The 16,561-nt window shown below is 72.8% G+C and carries 19 protein-coding genes; 7 read left to right on the forward strand and 12 right to left on the reverse strand.

Features of this window, described 5'->3' with window-relative positions:
* Positions 1–2: 2 nt before the first annotated feature.
* The 6 genes from ACFYPH_RS09715 to ACFYPH_RS09740 form a co-directional block, all read right to left on the reverse strand.
* Complete coding sequence (locus ACFYPH_RS09715) at positions 3–602, reverse strand: hypothetical protein (RefSeq protein ID WP_354857291.1); 600 nt, start codon at positions 600–602, stop codon at positions 3–5.
* A 56-nt stretch (positions 603–658) separates the two neighbouring features.
* Positions 659–2,125: a histidine kinase dimerization/phospho-acceptor domain-containing protein gene (locus ACFYPH_RS09720; protein WP_355063483.1), complete on the reverse strand. Its 1,467-nt coding sequence runs from the start codon at positions 2,123–2,125 to the stop codon at positions 659–661.
* The gene (locus tag ACFYPH_RS09725) at positions 2,118–2,810 is read right to left on the reverse strand and encodes a response regulator transcription factor (protein ID WP_354857295.1); all 693 of its coding nucleotides are present in this window, start codon (positions 2,808–2,810) and stop codon (positions 2,118–2,120) included. The genes ACFYPH_RS09720 and ACFYPH_RS09725 overlap by 8 nt, the downstream gene beginning before the upstream one ends.
* A gap of 93 nt (positions 2,811–2,903) precedes the next feature.
* The gene (locus ACFYPH_RS09730) at positions 2,904–3,416 is read right to left on the reverse strand and encodes a hypothetical protein (RefSeq protein WP_354857365.1); all 513 of its coding nucleotides are present in this window, start codon (positions 3,414–3,416) and stop codon (positions 2,904–2,906) included.
* 112 nt (positions 3,417–3,528) lie between these two features.
* The gene (locus ACFYPH_RS09735) at positions 3,529–4,542 is read right to left on the reverse strand and encodes an aminoglycoside phosphotransferase family protein (protein WP_354857298.1); all 1,014 of its coding nucleotides are present in this window, start codon (positions 4,540–4,542) and stop codon (positions 3,529–3,531) included.
* Positions 4,543–4,622: 80 nt separating this feature from the next.
* Positions 4,623–5,795, reverse strand: a complete 1,173-nt coding sequence (locus ACFYPH_RS09740; RefSeq protein WP_387180631.1) for a thiolase family protein — start codon at positions 5,793–5,795, stop codon at positions 4,623–4,625.
* 118 nt (positions 5,796–5,913) lie between these two features.
* Between ACFYPH_RS09740 and ACFYPH_RS09745 the strand changes: the two genes are divergently transcribed.
* Complete coding sequence (locus ACFYPH_RS09745) at positions 5,914–6,342, forward strand: PH domain-containing protein (protein WP_387180634.1); 429 nt, start codon at positions 5,914–5,916, stop codon at positions 6,340–6,342.
* Positions 6,343–6,346: 4 nt separating this feature from the next.
* On the opposite strand, the gene ACFYPH_RS09750 is transcribed toward ACFYPH_RS09745, so the two are convergent.
* A complete protein-coding gene (locus tag ACFYPH_RS09750) occupies positions 6,347–7,258 on the reverse strand; it encodes a rhomboid family intramembrane serine protease (protein WP_387180637.1) in 912 nt (303 codons plus the stop codon).
* A gap of 100 nt (positions 7,259–7,358) precedes the next feature.
* Positions 7,359–7,889: a peptidylprolyl isomerase gene (locus ACFYPH_RS09755; RefSeq protein WP_354857306.1), complete on the reverse strand. Its 531-nt coding sequence runs from the start codon at positions 7,887–7,889 to the stop codon at positions 7,359–7,361.
* Positions 7,890–7,973: 84 nt separating this feature from the next.
* Here ACFYPH_RS09755 and ACFYPH_RS09760 point away from each other — a divergent pair, with 84 nt between their 5' ends.
* Positions 7,974–8,750, forward strand: coding sequence for a hypothetical protein (locus tag ACFYPH_RS09760; RefSeq protein ID WP_354857307.1), 777 nt, complete (start codon positions 7,974–7,976; stop codon positions 8,748–8,750).
* A 102-nt stretch (positions 8,751–8,852) separates the two neighbouring features.
* On the opposite strand, the gene corA is transcribed toward ACFYPH_RS09760, so the two are convergent.
* The 4 genes from corA to ACFYPH_RS09780 form a co-directional block, all read right to left on the reverse strand.
* Positions 8,853–10,001, reverse strand: a complete 1,149-nt coding sequence (gene corA, locus ACFYPH_RS09765) for a magnesium/cobalt transporter CorA (RefSeq protein WP_354857309.1) — start codon at positions 9,999–10,001, stop codon at positions 8,853–8,855.
* 302 nt (positions 10,002–10,303) lie between these two features.
* Positions 10,304–11,398, reverse strand: coding sequence for a PLP-dependent aminotransferase family protein (locus tag ACFYPH_RS09770; RefSeq protein ID WP_355063471.1), 1,095 nt, complete (start codon positions 11,396–11,398; stop codon positions 10,304–10,306).
* A 106-nt stretch (positions 11,399–11,504) separates the two neighbouring features.
* On the reverse strand, positions 11,505–11,963 hold the full coding sequence (locus ACFYPH_RS09775) for an ester cyclase (RefSeq protein ID WP_387180643.1): 459 nt from the start codon (positions 11,961–11,963) through the stop codon (positions 11,505–11,507).
* An 83-nt stretch (positions 11,964–12,046) separates the two neighbouring features.
* On the reverse strand, positions 12,047–12,439 hold the full coding sequence (locus tag ACFYPH_RS09780) for a cyclic nucleotide-binding/CBS domain-containing protein (protein WP_234582610.1): 393 nt from the start codon (positions 12,437–12,439) through the stop codon (positions 12,047–12,049).
* Positions 12,440–12,553: 114 nt separating this feature from the next.
* Here ACFYPH_RS09780 and ACFYPH_RS09785 point away from each other — a divergent pair, with 114 nt between their 5' ends.
* The 5 genes from ACFYPH_RS09785 (at position 12,554) to ACFYPH_RS09805 (ending at position 16,327) form a co-directional block, all read left to right on the forward strand.
* On the forward strand, positions 12,554–13,003 hold the full coding sequence (locus ACFYPH_RS09785) for an NUDIX hydrolase (protein WP_387180647.1): 450 nt from the start codon (positions 12,554–12,556) through the stop codon (positions 13,001–13,003).
* A complete protein-coding gene (locus ACFYPH_RS09790; RefSeq protein WP_387180650.1) occupies positions 13,000–13,767 on the forward strand; it encodes a hypothetical protein in 768 nt (255 codons plus the stop codon). The genes ACFYPH_RS09785 and ACFYPH_RS09790 overlap by 4 nt, the downstream gene beginning before the upstream one ends.
* A gap of 79 nt (positions 13,768–13,846) precedes the next feature.
* A complete protein-coding gene (locus tag ACFYPH_RS09795; RefSeq protein WP_354969783.1) occupies positions 13,847–14,578 on the forward strand; it encodes a phosphocholine cytidylyltransferase family protein in 732 nt (243 codons plus the stop codon).
* Positions 14,566–15,633 carry an iron-containing alcohol dehydrogenase family protein gene (locus tag ACFYPH_RS09800; protein WP_387180654.1) on the forward strand — a complete coding sequence of 356 codons (1,068 nt, stop codon included), beginning with the start codon at positions 14,566–14,568 and terminating at the stop codon, positions 15,631–15,633. Before ACFYPH_RS09795 ends, ACFYPH_RS09800 begins: the two co-directional genes overlap by 13 nt.
* Entirely contained in the window at positions 15,608–16,327 is a 720-nt protein-coding gene (locus ACFYPH_RS09805) for a CDP-alcohol phosphatidyltransferase family protein (RefSeq protein ID WP_387180657.1), read from the forward strand. The genes ACFYPH_RS09800 and ACFYPH_RS09805 overlap by 26 nt, the downstream gene beginning before the upstream one ends.
* Positions 16,328–16,561: the final 234 nt, after the last annotated feature.

Consider the following 16,561-nt stretch of genomic DNA (forward strand, 5'->3'; position numbering starts at 1 on the left):
GCTCACTTGTCGCGCGGGATGAGGATGAGCCGGGCGACTCCCTTGTCGCCGTCCTTCGCACCGGCGACGCCGAGCTTCGCGCCGACCTTGACCTCGCTCGGCTGCACCGTCGCGCGCCGCTCGACGACCCGCAGGTCGTCGCCGAAGGTCCAGGTCATCGTGAAACCGTCGGTGGACTTGACGGTCATCGAGTCGCCGTCGATGGCGGTCACCTCGCCGCGCTGCACGGCGACCGTCTGCGTACCGTTGTCCTTGGTCTGCACCACCGCCTCGCCGTGCAGGGTGTTCTTGCGCAGCTGCACGCGGGCCTGGTGGCGCTTGCGCCACTCCTCGCCGCGCTTCTGCCGGTCCTTGTCCCGAGCCGTCGGGGAGGCGCCCGGCGTCGGGGTGGCCGGGGCGGCGACGGTCTGCACGTCCAGGTCGGTGGCGTCGAAGCCCATCGCGGTCAGCGCCTGGCCCTCCACACCCATCGCGGCGGCGACCTCGACCGCGGCGTCCCGCGCGGGCTGGCTGGCCACCTCGGCCGCGCCGCAGCCGCTGACGCCGAGCGCGACCGCCGCGAGCAGCGCCGTGGTGCCGGTGACGAATCCCCAACGTGGCATGACTCTCCCTCTCGTCCGTGGAGCCCTCAGCCTTCCCCGCGAGGACGAGTGGACCGTCAGGCCGATGTTCGGGTCAGGTAAGGATCACCGGGCAGCCGGACCGTGAAGGCGGCGCCGCCCTCGGGCGCGTGGCCCGCGACGATCTCGCCGCCCAGCCGGCGGACCAGCCCGGCGGCGAGTGCCAGCCCCAGCCCGCTGCCCACCTTGCGCACCCCTCGGTAGCGCTCGTGCAACGCCCCCCGCTCGAACGCCACCGCCAGGTCGTCGTCGGTGAAGCCGGGTCCGCCGTCGCGGACCTCCAGCACACCGCCGGCCGCCGGGTCCGCACCGACCGGCCGGACCGCGAGCACCACCGGCGCCCCCGGGGGTACGACCCGCAGCGCGTTCTCCAGCAATCCGTCCAGCACCTGTCGGATCCGACCCGGATCGGTGTACGCGGACACCGGCTGACCGGGCGTCTCCACGCGGAACGACACACCCACCGCGGCGCACCGACCCGACCAGGTCGGCTCGGCCTCGGCGGCCAGCCGGGTCAGGTCGACCGGCACCGGTTCCAGCGGAAAGTCGGCGGCCTCCAGCCGGGCCAGCGCCAGCAGATCGCCGATCAGCCGGTCCAGGTGCTGGGCCTCGGCCAGCATGGTCCGGCCGGTGCCGGCGGCGTCGTCCGCGTCGATGACGCCGTCGGCCAGCGCCTCGGCGTACCCCCGGATCGCGGTCAGCGGGGTCCGCAGCTCGTGCGAGACGGAGAGCAGGAACTCGCGCTGCCGGCCCTCGCTGGTGGTCAGGGCCGCGGCCAGGCCGTTCAGCGCCTCGGCCAGGTCGGCGACCTCGTCCGGCGGTTCGACCGGCACCCGGACGGCACGGTCTCCGGCGCGCAGTCGGGCGGCGGCGGTGGCCGCGACGCGGATCGGTCGGGCCAGGCGGCGGGCCAGCAGGAGGCCGGCCACCACGCCGGCGGCCAACCCGGCCAGCAGCGGCAACCAGAGGCTGAGCAGCACCTGCGCCCACAGGCCGTTCGACGTGGCGCGGGACAGCACCACCCCGTTGCCGCCGGGCAGCGCCCGGCCCTCCACCAGGGCGCGGTGGCCGTTGACCGGGCGGCGGGCCGACACGTTGCGGCCCTGCCCGATCCGCTGCACCACGCGGGCCGGCAGGCCCGACCGGTCGGCGGTCCCGCGCCGGATCAGGTACGCGTCGATGCCCTGGTCACGCAGTTGCTGGATGAGCCGCTCCTCGTCGGCGGTGCGACCCCGGTCCAGTCGGGTGCGCAACACCTCGGCGGCGAGTCGGGCCTGCGCGGCGAGCGCCTGCTGGTCGCGTCGCTCCGCGCCGCGGATCGCCAGTGGCACCGCGACGATGGCCGTGACGAGCACCGACACCAGTGCCACCGCGCAGGTGACCAGAACCGCGCGGGCGGTCAGCGTCCGGCCGAGCCGCCTGCGCCGGGGTGCGGCCGGCGGGCGGGCGCCGACCACCGGCAGCGCCATGGTCGGCGACTCGGAGCGCACGGGCTGCTCAGGCATCGACCGCGTACCCCACGCCCCGGTGGGTACGGATGACGCTTGCCGGGCCGAGCTTCGCCCGCACCTGGGCGACGTGCACGTCCACCGTGCGGGTTCCCGCGTGCGCGGCGTAGCCCCAGACGCCGGCCAGCAGCTCCTCCCGGGTGAAGACCCGGCCGGGCCGGGCCATGAGATGCGCCAGCAGGTCGAACTCGGTGGAGGTGAGCTGCACCGGTACGCCGGCGGCGGTGACCGTCCGTCGGGCCGGGTCGAGGGTCACCGGGCCGACGATGCGCGGTCGTTCCGCGCCCTCGGGGCCACCGGCGGCGCGGCGCAGCACCGCGCGTACCCGGGCGACCAACTCGCGCGGGCTGAACGGCTTCGTGACGTAGTCGTCGGCGCCCAGCTCCAGGCCGACGATCCGGTCCACCTCGTCGTCGCGGGCGGTGAGGAAGATGACAGGCGTCCAGTCACCGGCCTCGCGCAACCGGCGGCAGATCTCGGTGCCGGGGAGACCGGGCAGGGCGATGTCCAGGACGCAGGCGACCGGGCGCAGCCGGCGGGCGGCGCTCAGGCCGGCCTCGCCGTCGCGTTCGAGGTGAACGCCGAACCCGTCGCGGGTGAGGTAGAGCCGGACCAGGTCGGCGATGGCCGGCTCGTCCTCGACCACGAGGACGAGCCCGCGGTGCGGGGGTTCGAGGGTCACCGGCCCATGATTGCCGACCCGGTCGGCTCGGCGCGATCGGTGCGTGTTCGAGTTCGGTAAAGGAGACGTGAAGGGCGACCGGCCCGCCGGGCGTCAGCGCGCCACGGCGGGGCGGAACACGCTGGGTCGGACGGCGGCCGGCGTGTCACCGATGGTGGCGACGATCCGCTCGCGGGGTGCCCGCAGACGGGTCCGGAACGCGTGGTTGAGCAGCGCGTCGAGCTGCCACACCTGCTTCGGGTGGCTGGTGCGGATGAGGAACCGCTCGCGGATCCCGTCGATCGCGGTGGCGGCCAGCTCGACCGACCCCAGCCGGGGGTCCGGGCTCCAGGTGACGTTGCTCAGCTCGCGCAGCTCGGTGTTGAGGTGCAGGCGCAGCCGGTGCAGGAGCCTCGTCTGCTGGGTCACCACCAGTCGGCGGTGAGTGAGTAGCAACAGGTAGTCGCCGGTGACCGGGCGGTCGGGGCGGCTGCAACGGGTGACCAGGATGGTGGCGTCACCCGAGCCGACGCAGCGGCGGAAGACCGGCATGTGCCGACTCACGGTCTGTACGGCCAGGCCGGCCTCGGTGGCGGCCGGGAGGAACGTTCGGGAGAAGACGTCCATGACCTGCCCAACGACCTCCCCGGCACCGGTGATGTGGGTCACGTCGGAATTTTGGAAGTTCCACGCGGCACGTCGCACCGCCTGTCCGACTTCCGACCCGGACGGATGTCGGTCAGTGTTCGGGCTGAAGTGGGGTGGCGGCGAACAGCTCGGCGAGCCATCCGGGCACCGCCTCGGCGTACTCCGCGCGGGCCGGGTCGGCCGTGTCCAGGGCCCGCCGCCAGGAGAGCGACCGGCTCACCGCGCCCAGGTTCATGGCCAGGTCGGCGGCCTCGACGAGGGTACGGCGGTCATAACGATCGGTCCACGCCTCCAGGTAACCGTCGCGCAGCCGGGCCAGGCTGGCGTCGTCCGCCGACAACGCGGTGGCGTACCGGATGGAGCGCAGGGTCACCAGCAGCGTGCCGAACGGGTGCGCCACCGAGGCGTCGCCCCAGTCGAAGTAGCGGTACCCGGCCGGGCCGGCGAAGACGTTTCCGTCGTGCAGGTCGTCGTGCTGCACGGTGGCCGGGATGCCGATGTCCGCGAGCCGGCGACACCGCTGCGCGTACGCCGGAAGCTCCGCCCGCAGCCGCTCGTACGTCGGGACGGCGAGCCCGCCCTCCGCGCCGACGCGCAGGGACTCGCGATCGTCGAGTAGTTCGGCGAGTAGTCCGGGCAGCACCTCCGGGCGGTGGTCCGGTACGCCGAGGGCGACCAGTTCGTCGGCGCGTGGCGCGGTGGCGAGTTGGAGTGCCGCGTACCCGGGCAGCGCCCGCTCCCAGTGCGCCAGGTCGGGGTCGCGGCCCAGCACGTCACGCAGTGACTCGCCGCCGTCGGGAAGCAGCGCCCAGCCCCGCTCCCGGTCCACCCCGATCGGGGCCAGCACCCGCTCGGGCGCCAGCCCGGCCAGCGTCGCGATCAGGACCGCCTCGTGGGTCGTGCCCCGGTTGTTGGCCTTGAACCAGACCGGCCCGCCGTCGGTCGGCACCCGCCAGACCAGCGACCACGGCCGGACGCGGGGCTCCACCGGCCCGGTGACCCGCCGGCCAGCCCGACTCAGCTGCTCGTCCACCCAGGATCGGGCCTGCTCCTGCCACTGCACGCTGGACCAGTCGGGGGCGCGCTCGTCGGGAATCGTCGTCACGATGGCACCCTAGGCGGCGTGCCCGACGCGGGGCGAGACCATTTCCCGAGGTGCTCCTCGGCTGGCCGCGAGCGGCGAGGTCAGACCAGCTCGACGATCGTGGCGTTGGCCATGCCGCCGCCCTCGCACATGGTCTGCAGGCCGTAGCGGAGCCCGTTGTCCCGCATGTGCTGAAGCATCGTGGTCATGATCCGGGCGCCGGAGCCGCCGAGCGGGTGCCCGAGGGCGATCGCGCCACCGCGCGGGTTGAGCCGCTCCGGGTCGGCCTCGGTCTCCGCGAGCCAGGCCAGCGGCACCGGGGCGAACGCCTCGTTCACCTCGTACACCCCGATCTCCTCGATGCCCAGCCCCGCGCGGCGCAGCGCCTTCGCGGTGGCCGGGATGGGCGCGGTGAGCATGGTGACCGGGTCGTCGGCCGCGACCACTGCGGTGTGGATGCGGGCCAGCGGGCGCAGACCGTGCCGGCTGGCCCACTCGGACGTGGTCACCGCGAGCGCGGCGGCGCCGTCGGAGATCTGGGACGCGGACCCGGCGGTGACCACGCCGTCGGCGCGGAACGGGGTGGGCAGTTCGCCGAGCTTGTCCAGCGAGGTAACCCGGCGGATGCCCTCGTCGGCCGTGAACTTGCCACCATCGGCGAGCGGCACCGGGGACAGCTCCGGGTCGAACGCCCCGGCGTCCTGCGCGGCGGCTGCCTTCTCGTGGCTGGCCAGCGCGAACTCGTCGAGCTGCGTACGCGAGAGGCGCCACCGGCGGGCGATCAGCTCGGCCCCGACGCCCTGGTTGAACGGCAGCGGCGCGTCGTCGGCGAAGCCCTCGACACCCCGGTAGCGGGCGCGGAGCTGGTCGCTGAACGGCATGCCGCCCGCCACACTGGAGCCCATCGGCACCCGGGTCATCGACTCCACCCCGCCGGCGACCACCAGGTCGGCCTGGCCGGAGAGGACTGTCGCGGCGGCGAAGTGCAGGGCCTGCTGGCTGGAGCCGCACTGCCGGTCCAGCGTGGTGCCGGGCACCGTCTCGGGCCAGCCGGCGGCGAGCACCGCGTTGCGGGCGATGTTCCACGACTGCTCGCCGACCTGCGACACGCAGCCCCAGAAGACGTCGTCGACCTGCGCCGGGTCCAGGCCGGTGCGCTCGGCCAGGGCGCGCAGCACGTGCGCCGACAGGTCGACCGGGTGGACACCGGCCAGGCTGCCCTTGCGCCGCCCGACCGGGGTGCGCACCGCGCCGACGATGACCGCGTCACTCATGTTTACTCCCCGGTAACTTGGGCTGCCCCGATCCTACGTCGTCCGTGGACCCGTGGTCCGCCCGCGGGGCGAGCCGCCGCGACTCCCGACAGCCGCCGACCGCTGGCATGCTGGGCGGGTGGACGAGATCTCCCCGGCGCGGCAGTGGCGGGTGCCGACGAACCTGCCGGTGGCGAAGCTGGCTGGCGCGGTCCTGCTGGTCGCCCTCGGTCTGCTCTTCGCCGACGGCGATCCGATACGGCTGGTCGTGGCCGGTGTGGCCGCCGCCGCGCTGGCCGCCTGGGCGGTCCGGGACCTGGTGGCGCCGGTCCGGTTGGCGGTCGATCCGGCGGGGCTCACAGTCATCCACGGCTTCGCCGGCCGGCGGCTGCTGCCCTGGCCGACGGTCGAGGCGATCACCGTGGACCGCCGGCAGCGGTGGGGGGTGAGCGGCGAGGTCCTGGAGATCGACGCGGGCGAGTCGCTGCACCTGTTCGGCAGGTACGACCTGGGGACCACCCCGGAGGAGGTGGCCGCCGAGCTGCTCGCCGCCCGGCGGCACCCCTGAGCCGTCAGCTCAGCAGTTGCGCGGTGCGGAACAGGACCAGGCCGAGCAGGATCAGCAGGATGATCGCGCCGCCCACGGCCTGCACCAGCGTGCGCCGACCACGTGGCGCGTACGCGAGCACCGCCGCCATCGCCCCGCCGACCACCAGGCCGCCGAGGTGCCCGGGGATGGAGATGCCCGGCACGGTCAACGTGAACACCAGGTTGATCACCAGGATGGGGATGATCCGGGAGATGTCCCGGCCCAGCTTGCGCTCGATGATGAGCAGCGCGGCGAAGAGACCGTAGACGGCGGTCGACGCACCGGCGGTGGGCGCGTTCTGGGCGCTGAACAGGTAGGCGGCCACGTTGCCACCGAGGCCCGCGACCAGATAGAGCGCGCCGAAGCGCAGCGGCCCGAGGTTGGCCTCCAGCGACCGGCCCAGCACCCACAGCACCCACATGTTGAGCAACAGGTGGATCACGCCGTAGTGCAGGAACATCGCGGTGACCAGCCGATACCACTGGCCCTCGGCGATGCCGCCGAGCGTGCCGTCGGGGAGGACCGCCAGCCCGAGCACGGAACCCCAGTTGGTCAGCGGGGTGCCGCCGCCCATCAGCCCGCCGAAGCCGGAGCCGCCCAGGGCCGCGTCCCCGCCCCGGTCGGAGGCGATGGACAGCAGCATGACCAGCACGTTCAGGGCGATGATGCCCTTGGTGACGTAGCCGTGCCGGCCGGCCGTACCACCACCGAAGGCGGTACGTGCCGGCCGGACGGTGCGACGTCCCTCGTTGACGCACTCCGGGCACTGGTGCCCGACGGACGCCTCCCGCATGCACTCCGGACAGATGGGCCGGTCGCAGCGGGTGCACCGGACGTAGGTCTCCCGACCAGGGTGCCGATAGCAGACCGGGGTGGTCGGCGGGGACTCGCTCACCGGGCCGATCCTCCGTCCGCCATCGCGCGGCTCACCGACGCTGGCCGGCGCGGTGCTCCGGAGCGCTCAATCATGCGAGCAAAGGTACCTCGCGGGTTCGTCAGGCGGCAGACCGCTCGATCTCGACCCGCTCGATGACGACGTCCTGCAGCGGACGGTCGCTCGGGCCGGTCGGGGTGTTCGCGATCGAGTCGACGACCTTCACCGACTCCTCGTCGGCGACCTGGCCGAAGATGGTGTGCCGGTTGTTGAGGTGCGGCGTCGGGGACACCGTGATGAAGAACTGCGAACCGTTGGTGCCCGGTCCGGCGTTCGCCATCGCCAGCAGGTACGGCCGGTCGAAGCGCAGCTCCGGGTGGAACTCGTCGGCGAACTTGTAGCCCGGCCCACCCCGGCCGGTGCCGGTCGGGTCGCCCATCTGGACCATGAAACCGCTGATCACGCGGTGCGAAATGGTGCCGTCGTAGTACGGCCCGCTGCCCGGCTGACCGGTGCGCGGGTCGGTGTACTCCCGGTTGCCCTCGGCCAGGTCGACGAAGTTGCGGACCGTCTTCGGAGCGTGGTTTCCGAAGAGCTCCAGCCGGATCGGGCCAGCGTTGGTGTGCAGGGTGGCGTAGACAGCCTCGGCCACGGGTACTCCTCACTCGTTGGTCAGTTCCATGCGGATCCTCCCATGTGCCCGATCTGGCAGTGCGGAGGCATCCGAAGGTGGAGGATGACGAAGGAACAACTCCCAGGAGGTAGGACCGTGTTTGGATTCGGGCGGCGTCAGTCCCAGGGCCAGCTCGCCAAGGCAGAGCTGAACCAGAGCATCAGCCACCTGATGCAGGCAGCCAACCACGCGGCCAAGGGCGCGGGCGCGACCGTCGGTCCGCGGGTCCAGGTGGCCCGGGGCTACGTCGGGCCGGCCGCGGTGAAGGTGCGCGACCGCGCGTCGACCGGCTGGGGAACCACACTCACCACGCTGGCACCGCTGGCGGCGGCGGCCCGGGACGGCGCCACGCAGGCAGGGCCGCTGACCAGGAAGGCCAAGTCGAAGACCATGCGGATCACCGGTAAGAAGAAGCAGCCGCGCCGTCGCGGCTCGATGATGACCGGCCTGCTGGCCGCGGGCGCCATCGCCGGCCTGGCCGGTGCGGTCGCCCTACGTCGCCGCCGGGAGCAGCAGGAGTGGGCGGAGTACGACCCGACCCGCACCCTGGAGCCGATGCGCGACGAGGTCGAGTCGATCGAGGTGCAGACGCCGGCCGCGCCGGGCGCGACCAAGGGGACCGACGGGTCCGCCATGGCCGGGATGACCGGCGCCGGCAGCTCGGCGGTGGCCGGCGGCGACAGCGCCAGCACCACCGGCACGGCCACGCCGACCAGTGTCCGCCCGACCGGCAAGGTCCCGTCGGTCGCCGAGGGCGCCACGGACGTCTCCGGGCGACCGACCGACGACCTCACCAAGGCCCTGGGCAAGGACACCGCCCGCACCAACGGCCGCCGCTGACCCCGGACACAGCAGCGCAGCGAGCGCCGGCGACGCGGGTTTCCCCGCTCGCCGGCGCTTTCGCGTCTCAGAGCCTTTCGCGCCGGCCCGCGCCGTCGCGGGTCAGAGCCAGCCGTTGCGGCGGAACCAGCGGTAAAGGGCCAGGGAGACAGCGAGCATCAGAGCCAGGGCCACCGGATAGCCGTACGTCATCTTCAGCTCGGGCATGTTGTCGAAGTTCATGCCCTCGACGCCGGCGATGGAGGTCCAGACCGCGGCGATGGCCGCCCACGCGGCGATCTTGCGCATGTCGTTGTTCTGGTCGACGGTGACCTGGGCCAGCCGCGCCTGCAGGATCGAGTTCAGCAGGTCGTCGTACGAGTTCACCTGCTCGACGGTGCGGCTCAGGTGGTCCTGCACGTCCCGGAAGTACCGCCGGATCTCCTTGGGCACATCGCGGTTGACCTGGGAGGTCAGGTTCATCAGCGGCCGCTGCAACGGGATCACCGCCCGCTTGAACTCCACCAGCTCCCGCTTCATCTGGTAGATCCGCTGAATCCGGCCGTGGCTGTTGCGGTCGAAGACCTCGGCCTCAAGCTGATCCAGGTCGTCCTCAAGCTGCTCGGCCACCTCCAGATAGAGGTCGACCACCCGGTCGGTCACGCCGTACGCCACCGCCCACGGGCCCTGGAGCAGCAACTCCTGCTTGGTCTCCAGGTCGGCGCGGACCGGGGAGAGCCGGCAGGCGTCCCCGTGCCGGACGCTGATCAGGAAGTTCGGGCCGATGAAGAGCATCACCTGACCGGTCTCCACGACCTCGGAGGTCTCGGTCAACTCGGTGTGCTCGCAGTACCGGGCGGTGCGCAGCGCCAGGAAGCTGACGTCGTTGAACCGCTCCAGCTTGGGCCGCTGCTCGGCCTTCACCGCGTCCTCGACGGCCAGCTCGTGCAGGCCGTACGTCTCCGCGATGGCGGACATCTCGGCCAGCTCCGGCTGGTGCAGCCCGATCCAGACGAAGCCGTGCTCCTCCCGGCGTGCCGCCTCCAACGCGTCCGCGTAGTTCCAGTCGCCGGGCTGCCGCTTGCCGTCGATGTAGAGCGCGCAGTCGACCACCCCGCTGCGGCCGGCGCCGGTGGGGGCCGGAGTGGGCGGCGATCCGTCGGCGTTGAGCATCCTGGTCACCGCCCGGACCGGGGACGGCCAGGCCCGGGGTCGCAGCACCCGGGACGTGTTCAGCGGGACCGTCCGGCCCCGCTCTGCCCGATCCGTCATCGCGACACCTCCCCGCGCTCGCCTGCGGCTTGCAGGCTACGCCGGTGGTCGCCACCGGCAGGTGTGACGGCGGTCGCGGGTGCGGCGCCGGGCGGGCCGGGCCGCATCGGGGGGTGAAGGACGACACGGCCCACCCGGCGCCCGTGGGGGCGGGGGTTGTGCTGCACGCGTGCCCGAGGTGGCGGCGGGGTGACCCCCGCTACACCTGACGGGTGACGCTCGCAGCATTGTGAGCCGCCGGCCGCCCGCTGGGGAGTCCCGGGACGGCCGGCATTGTCGTTCTGTCGGGAACCCGACAGAAATCAGCTCCGGACAGCCTCGACGGCCGCCGCGAGCCGCCGGACACCCTCGTCGATCTTGTCGGCCGTCACGGCCGAGAAGGCCAGCCGCAGGGCGTGCCGCCCACCGTCGAGAACGAAGTCGCTGCCCTTGACCACCGCGACACCACGCTCGGCCGCCGCCGGGGCGAGCCGGTCCACCAGCACGTCCTCGGGGAACTCCACCCACAGGAAGTAGCCGCCGTCGGGCTCCACGAACCGCGCCTGCGGCAGGTGCCGGCGCAGCGACTCGGCCAGCACCCGGGCGCGTTCGCCCAGCGCCGCCCGAACGGTCTCGATCGAGCGGTCGATGTCGCCGGAGACGCAGAACTGGTGCACGATCGCCTGCGACACCATGCCGGGCGAGATGTAGAGGCTCGTCGCGTTCTTGGCGATGTCGGCGATCAGATCCGCCGGACCGACCAGATAGCCGACCCGCACGCCCGGGCAGACGGTCTTGGTGAAGCTCGACGCGTGCACGACCACGTTGCGGGTGTCCAGCGAGAGCATCGACGGCAGCGCCTCGCCGCGGAAGCGGATGTCCGCGTACGGGTCGTCCTCGAAGATCGTGAACTCGTACTCGGCGGCCAGGTCGAGCAGTTCGCGGCGCTTCTCCAGCGACAGGGTCATGCCGGCCGGGTTCTGGTAGTTCGGGATGACGTGCGCGAGCCGGGGGCGGACCCCGGACTCCAGCAGCTTGCGCAGCTCGGCGGTGTCCAGACCGTCCGGCTGGACCGAGATGCCGTGCAGCTCACTGCCCATCCGCTGAAGGTTGAGCAGCGTGCGGTCGTACGTCGGACGCTCGACCACCACCGCGTCGCCGGGACGGACCAGGTGGTCGAAGAGGAAGGCGTCGGCCTGGAGCGAGCCGTTGGTGACCAGCACCTGGTTGGCTTCCACCCCGTGCTTCTCGGCGATCCACTTTCGCAGCGGTAGGTAACCGACGGAGGTGCCGTACGCCGTGACCCCCGCGGGGTCGGCGTCGAAGGCGCGTACGGCGGCGGCCTTGAGCCCCTCGACATCGACGATGTCCAGCGAGGGCGCCCCACGGGCAAAGGAGATCAGCTGCTCGGCGGTCATGGATATTGAGCGTACGGGCGGCGGCGGGGGACGCGCGGACGGCACGGCGATGTCCGCATCCTGAGCCACCGGGACGGGTGACCCGGGTCGGCCGGTCGACGGCAGATCAGACCGGAAGTGCGAGCGAGTCGTGCTGCGTCGCCCGGGAAAGGCCCTCAAACTGCACGCCGAGCGCGTCGAGGAGCTGGCTCCAGTCGAAGTAGGAGCGCCACGCGACGATCCGACCCCGGCGTGCCCGGACCACGTCGGCAACCTCCCAGCTCACCGACCGGCCGGTCGGGGCGACGGTGCCGTACGGCGAGTGCAGGGTGCCGGTGTGGGTGCCGCTGAGGCGCAGCTCCACGGCCGCGCCGCCGGACGTGCGCACCACGCCCAACGGGTCGACCCGCAGGTCCGCGAAAGCGCCCGTCCAGGTGCGCAGCAGCGCGGGCAGCTCGATCGGCCGGACCGTGACACCCGGCATGGCGTAGAACGCCTCCGGGGCGTACAGGTCCGGCAGCCGGGCGACGTCCCGCCGCAGAAGCATCGCGTACTGCTGCTCGACCAGGCGCTCCGCGTCGCGCATCGGGCCCTCCCCCGCGGGCCACGGCATCTCCGCGCCCGCGAGGGATCCTTACCCGTCGATCCGGCCTGGCACACCTGCGCGGGTCAGGTCGTGGCGGCCACCTGGCTCTCCGCCCAGACCCGCATGATGTCCCGGACCGAAATCACGCCGGCCACCTCCCGGCCGTCGAGCACCACCAGGTGCCGGAAGCCGCCGCGGGCCATCGCGGCGGCGGCCTCGGCGACCGTCCACTCCGGCCCCGCGTAGACCACGTCCCAGGTCAGGTGGGCGCCGGTGCGTTCGGTGTCGCAGTCGAGGCCGGCGCCGATGGCCTTCAACACGTCGCGTTCGGTCATGATGCCGATTCCCTCGGACTCGGGGTCGATCACGACCGCCGACCCGACACCGCGGGCCGACATCATCCGGGCCGCCTGACGCAGCGTGTGCTCCGGACCGACGACGAGGACCTGGCTGGACATCGCTTCCCGTACCTGCATCACGCATCACTCCTTTGGGACCGTGGCATTCGGTACGCACATGGTCGTCGGTGGATGTTTCCGGGACAAGACCGGGCATCGTCGCGATGCCGGGCCGCTCGCTACTGTCGAAGCGTGTCCACCGAGCCCCTGCGCTGCGCCGGCGCGCTGATCGTCGACCACGACGGCCGAATCTTCTTCCAGCGCCGCTCACCCCAGCGACGCCTGTTTCCCAATTGCTGGGACGTCGTCGGCGGCCATCTGGAACCGGGCGAGGAGATCGACGAGGCGCTGCGCCGGGAGGTCACCGAGGAGACCGGGTGGCTCGTCTCCGACGTCCTCGGCCAGGTCGGCGAATACCACTACGTCGGCGACGACGGCCTGGCCCGCATCGAGTACGACTTCCTGGTCCGGGTGGACGGCGACCTCGACCACCCGACGCTGGAGGCGGGCAAGCACACCGAGTACCGCTGGCTGGCCGAGCACGAGGTGACCGTGCTGGACGAGAACCGCGACGTCAACGACGGCCTGATCCGGCGGATCGCGGAGGAGGGCTTCGCCGTCCTGCGGTCGATCGATCGGTGAACACCGTCGAGCTGGCGCCGCACCGGATCGCCGGGCTGCTCGCCCCGGCCGTGGACCGGACGTTCCGCGCCGGCATGCTGGCCGGCCGCGACGGTGGCGGGGCCGAGCTGAGCCAGCGGTACGGCGGGCCGACGGCGAACGGCTTCCTGGTGGACCTGCGCACCCGGCTCGCCGCGCCGGGCGGCACCGTCGACGGGCCGGGTTTCGCGGCGATCACCCGCTACGCCGACCCGGTCACGGTCCGCCGGGCCGTGGACAAGCAGGTGGCGTACGGCATGCTCCACCGCCGCCCGGACGGGGCGCTCTCCGCCACCGAGCGGGGCACCGCCTTCCTCACCGAGCTGTACCAGGTGCACGCCGAGGTCACCGAAGAGCTGTGGGCCGGGCACGACGAACGGGTCACCCGGCTCGTGGCGGCGCTCGGCCGGCTGCTGACGTACGCCCTGGTGCTGGCCGACACCGAGGGCGACCGGAACGGGTCGGCGTTCGCGGCGCTGGCACCCCCGCACGAGCCGTACGGCACCCCGCCCGGCGTGCTGCTGCTCAACCGGCTCGGCACGCTGCGCTACCACCGGGCCGACGCGCACGCCGCCGCCTGGACGGCCGCCGGACACACCGCGTCCAGCGTCGCCGCCCTGCCCGCCGGCCCCGAGCGGCTCGCCATCGAGCTGGAGACCGACCGCCGGGCCGCCGGCCCGTACGCCGCGCTCGACGCCCAGGAGCGGCTGACCATGCTCGCCGACCTGGCGGCGCTGCCCGGCTGACCCGGTTGGCCGGAGCGGCACGGCCGGCCGGCGCTATCCTCCACCGGTGACGGGGAGCAGGACGAGGGAGGATGTCGCGATGATCGGAATGGTGCTCGCGGCCGGAGCGGGACGACGGCTGCGCCCGTACACCGACACCCTGCCCAAGGCGTTGGTGCCGGTGGACGGCGAGACGACGATCCTGGACATCGCGCTGGGCAACCTGGCCGAGGTCGGGCTCACCGACATCGTGATCGTGGTCGGCTACGCGGCGGACGCGGTCGTCTCCCGCCAGGCGGACCTGGAGAAGAAGTACGGCGTCACGCTCACCCTGGTGCACAACGACAAGGCCGAGGAGTGGAACAACGCCTACTCCCTCTGGCTGGCCCGGGAGTACTTCGCGCGCGGGGTGCTGCTGGTCAACGGGGACACCGTGCACCCGGTGAGCATCGAGAAGACCCTGCTGGCCGAGCGTGGCCCGGGCATCCTGCTCGCGGTGGACACCCTCAAGCCGCTGGCCGAGGAGGAGATGAAGACCACCTTCGACGCCGCCGGCCAGCTCACCCGGATCACCAAGATCATGGACCCGGGCGAGGCGTACGGGGAGTACATCGGCGCGACGCTGATCGAGCCGCAGGTCGCCGACGCGCTCGCGGACGCGCTGGAGGCGACCTGGCGGCGGGACCCGAACCTCTACTACGAGGACGGCTACCAGGAGTTCGCCGACCGGGGCGGGGAGGTGCGGGCGGCGCCGATCGGCGACGTCCCCTGGGTCGAGGTCGACAACCACGCCGACCTGGCCCGCGCGCGGGAGATCGCGTGCCGCTACTAGCTCGGAGCGTCCTCACCCCGCTGCACATCGACGTGCGACGCGGGGCGGTCGCCGACCTGGGCGCGATCCTGGCCGACGGGCGGATCTCCTCCGGGGGCGACGTCGCGGTGGTGGTCGGTCCGGGTCAGGGCGCGCAGATCGCGGAGCTGATCCGACCGTCGCTGCGGACGGCCGACGTGTTCACGGTCGCCGGGGCGACCCTGGACGCCGCCGACGACCTCGGCGGCAAACTTCGCGCCCGGTCGTACGACGCGGTGGTCGGGATCGGCGGCGGCAAGACGATCGACGTGGCCAAGTACGCGGCCACCCGCCGAGGGCTTCCGATGGTGTCGGTGGCGACCAGCCTCGCCAACGACGGTATCGCCTCCCCGGTGGCCAGCCTCATCACCGAAGGGATCAAGGGCTCCTACGGAGTGCACATCCCCATCGCGGTGATCGTCGACCTGGACTTCGTGGAGAGCGGCCCGGACCGGCACAACCGGGCCGGCATCGGCGACGTGATCAGCAACATCAGCGCCCTGGCCGACTGGGAACTCGCCCGGCAGGTACGCGGTGAGCCGGTCGACGGGCTGGCCGCCTCGCTGGCCCGGGCGGGCGCCGAGGCGGTGCTCAACCACCCGGGCGACATGACCGACGACGCCTTCGTCACCGTGCTGGCCGAGGCGCTGATCTCCAGCGGCCTGGCGATGGCGGTCTGCGGCAGCAGCCGACCGGCCAGCGGCGGCTGCCACGAGATCATGCACGCGGTCGACGCGCTCTTTCCCGGCACCGCCTCGCACGGCGAGCTGGCCGGGCTGGGTGCGCTATTCTGCACCTGGCTGCGCGGAGACCTGCGCCGCTTCGGGGAGATGTCGGCCTGCCTCGCCCGGCACGGCCTGCCCCGACTCCCCGCCGAGGTGACGCTCACCGACGACCAGTTCATCGAGGCGGTGCAGTTCGCTCCGCGTACCCGACCGGACCGGTACACGATCCTCGAGCACCTGGCCTTGTCGCCTACCGAGACGCGGGAGCGGCTGGCAGACTACGCCGGTGCAATCCGCGACCAGCTTGGCTGACCCCCGTCCCACCGTCGCCGACTTCCACCGGGTGAACCGGGGCGGCGGCCTGTTCAGCGAGTCGATCAGCCAGTGGCTGGGGGCCGTCTTCGCGCTGGTCGCGCAACGCGTCGGGCTGCGCCCGACCGCGCTGACCATCACCAACCTGGTGCTCGGGCTGGCCACCTCCGTCACCGTGGTGGCGCTCGCCGGGCCGGTCGCCGACGGGGACGTACCGGCCTGGGTGGTCGGCCTGCTCGCCCTGATCGGCTGGCAGGTCGCGTACTCCCTGGACTGCGCCGACGGGCAGCTCGCCCGGGTGACCGGCCAGGGCAGCGCGGCCGGCGCCCGCGTCGACGTGCTCTGCGACGTGGCCGCGCAGATCGCCCTGGTGGCCGCCCTGGCAGCCACCGCCGTGGCACAGGAGCCGTCGACGCCGACCTGGCTGGTGGCGACCTTCGCCGGCACCTGGATGGTCAACCTGGTGACGTCGGTGATGCAGTCCGGCCCGAACGCGGCCAGCATGGTCACCTCGACCTCGCTGCCCGTACGCCTCGTGAAGCTGGTCCGCGACTACGGCGCGGTGGTCTTCGTGGCCGGGCTGGTGCTGATGATCGCCCCCGCGCTGGTCTTCTGGGTGATCGTGGCGTTCACCATCGTCAACGGCGGCTTCCTGCTCGCGAGCATCGCCTTCTCCGCCCGCGCCTCCCTGTAAGGGCCCTGCGGCGCGTCGACGGAACGCCACCCGCAATGGGGAGGGCTTGGTGGTAGGGGCCGAGGGCCCGACGCCGATCCCCACGGGCCGCGCTCCGAGGCCGGCGTGCGGCCCGTACGCGCAGCCGGGAGCCTTCTGCGTGTGAAGTGCGTGCGATCCGATGCGCCGTCCGCTCGGGCCCCCTCACGGGTTGGATCTGGTCGGCACCGTTTCGCCGGAGCTGACGGGTTGTGC

The sequence above is a fragment of the Micromonospora sp. NPDC005252 genome (assembly GCF_042872475.1).
In the GTDB taxonomy this organism is placed as follows: Bacteria; Actinomycetota; Actinomycetes; order Mycobacteriales; family Micromonosporaceae; genus Micromonospora.

Coding starts and splice junctions, on each gene's coding strand:
- ACFYPH_RS09715 (WP_354857291.1), bottom strand. CDS start 602: ATGCCACGTTGGGGATTCGTCACCGGCACCACGGCGCTGCTCGCGGCG.
- ACFYPH_RS09720 (WP_355063483.1), bottom strand. CDS start 2,125: ATGCCTGAGCAGCCCGTGCGCTCCGAGTCGCCGACCATGGCGCTGCCG.
- ACFYPH_RS09730 (WP_354857365.1), bottom strand. CDS start 3,416: ATGGACGTCTTCTCCCGAACGTTCCTCCCGGCCGCCACCGAGGCCGGC.
- ACFYPH_RS09740 (WP_387180631.1), bottom strand. CDS start 5,795: ATGAGTGACGCGGTCATCGTCGGCGCGGTGCGCACCCCGGTCGGGCGG.
- ACFYPH_RS09760 (WP_354857307.1), top strand. CDS start 7,974: ATGACGAAGGAACAACTCCCAGGAGGTAGGACCGTGTTTGGATTCGGG.
- corA (WP_354857309.1), bottom strand. CDS start 10,001: ATGACGGATCGGGCAGAGCGGGGCCGGACGGTCCCGCTGAACACGTCC.
- ACFYPH_RS09770 (WP_355063471.1), bottom strand. CDS start 11,398: ATGACCGCCGAGCAGCTGATCTCCTTTGCCCGTGGGGCGCCCTCGCTG.
- ACFYPH_RS09775 (WP_387180643.1), bottom strand. CDS start 11,963: ATGCGCGACGCGGAGCGCCTGGTCGAGCAGCAGTACGCGATGCTTCTG.
- ACFYPH_RS09780 (WP_234582610.1), bottom strand. CDS start 12,439: ATGCAGGTACGGGAAGCGATGTCCAGCCAGGTCCTCGTCGTCGGTCCG.
- ACFYPH_RS09795 (WP_354969783.1), top strand. CDS start 13,847: ATGATCGGAATGGTGCTCGCGGCCGGAGCGGGACGACGGCTGCGCCCG.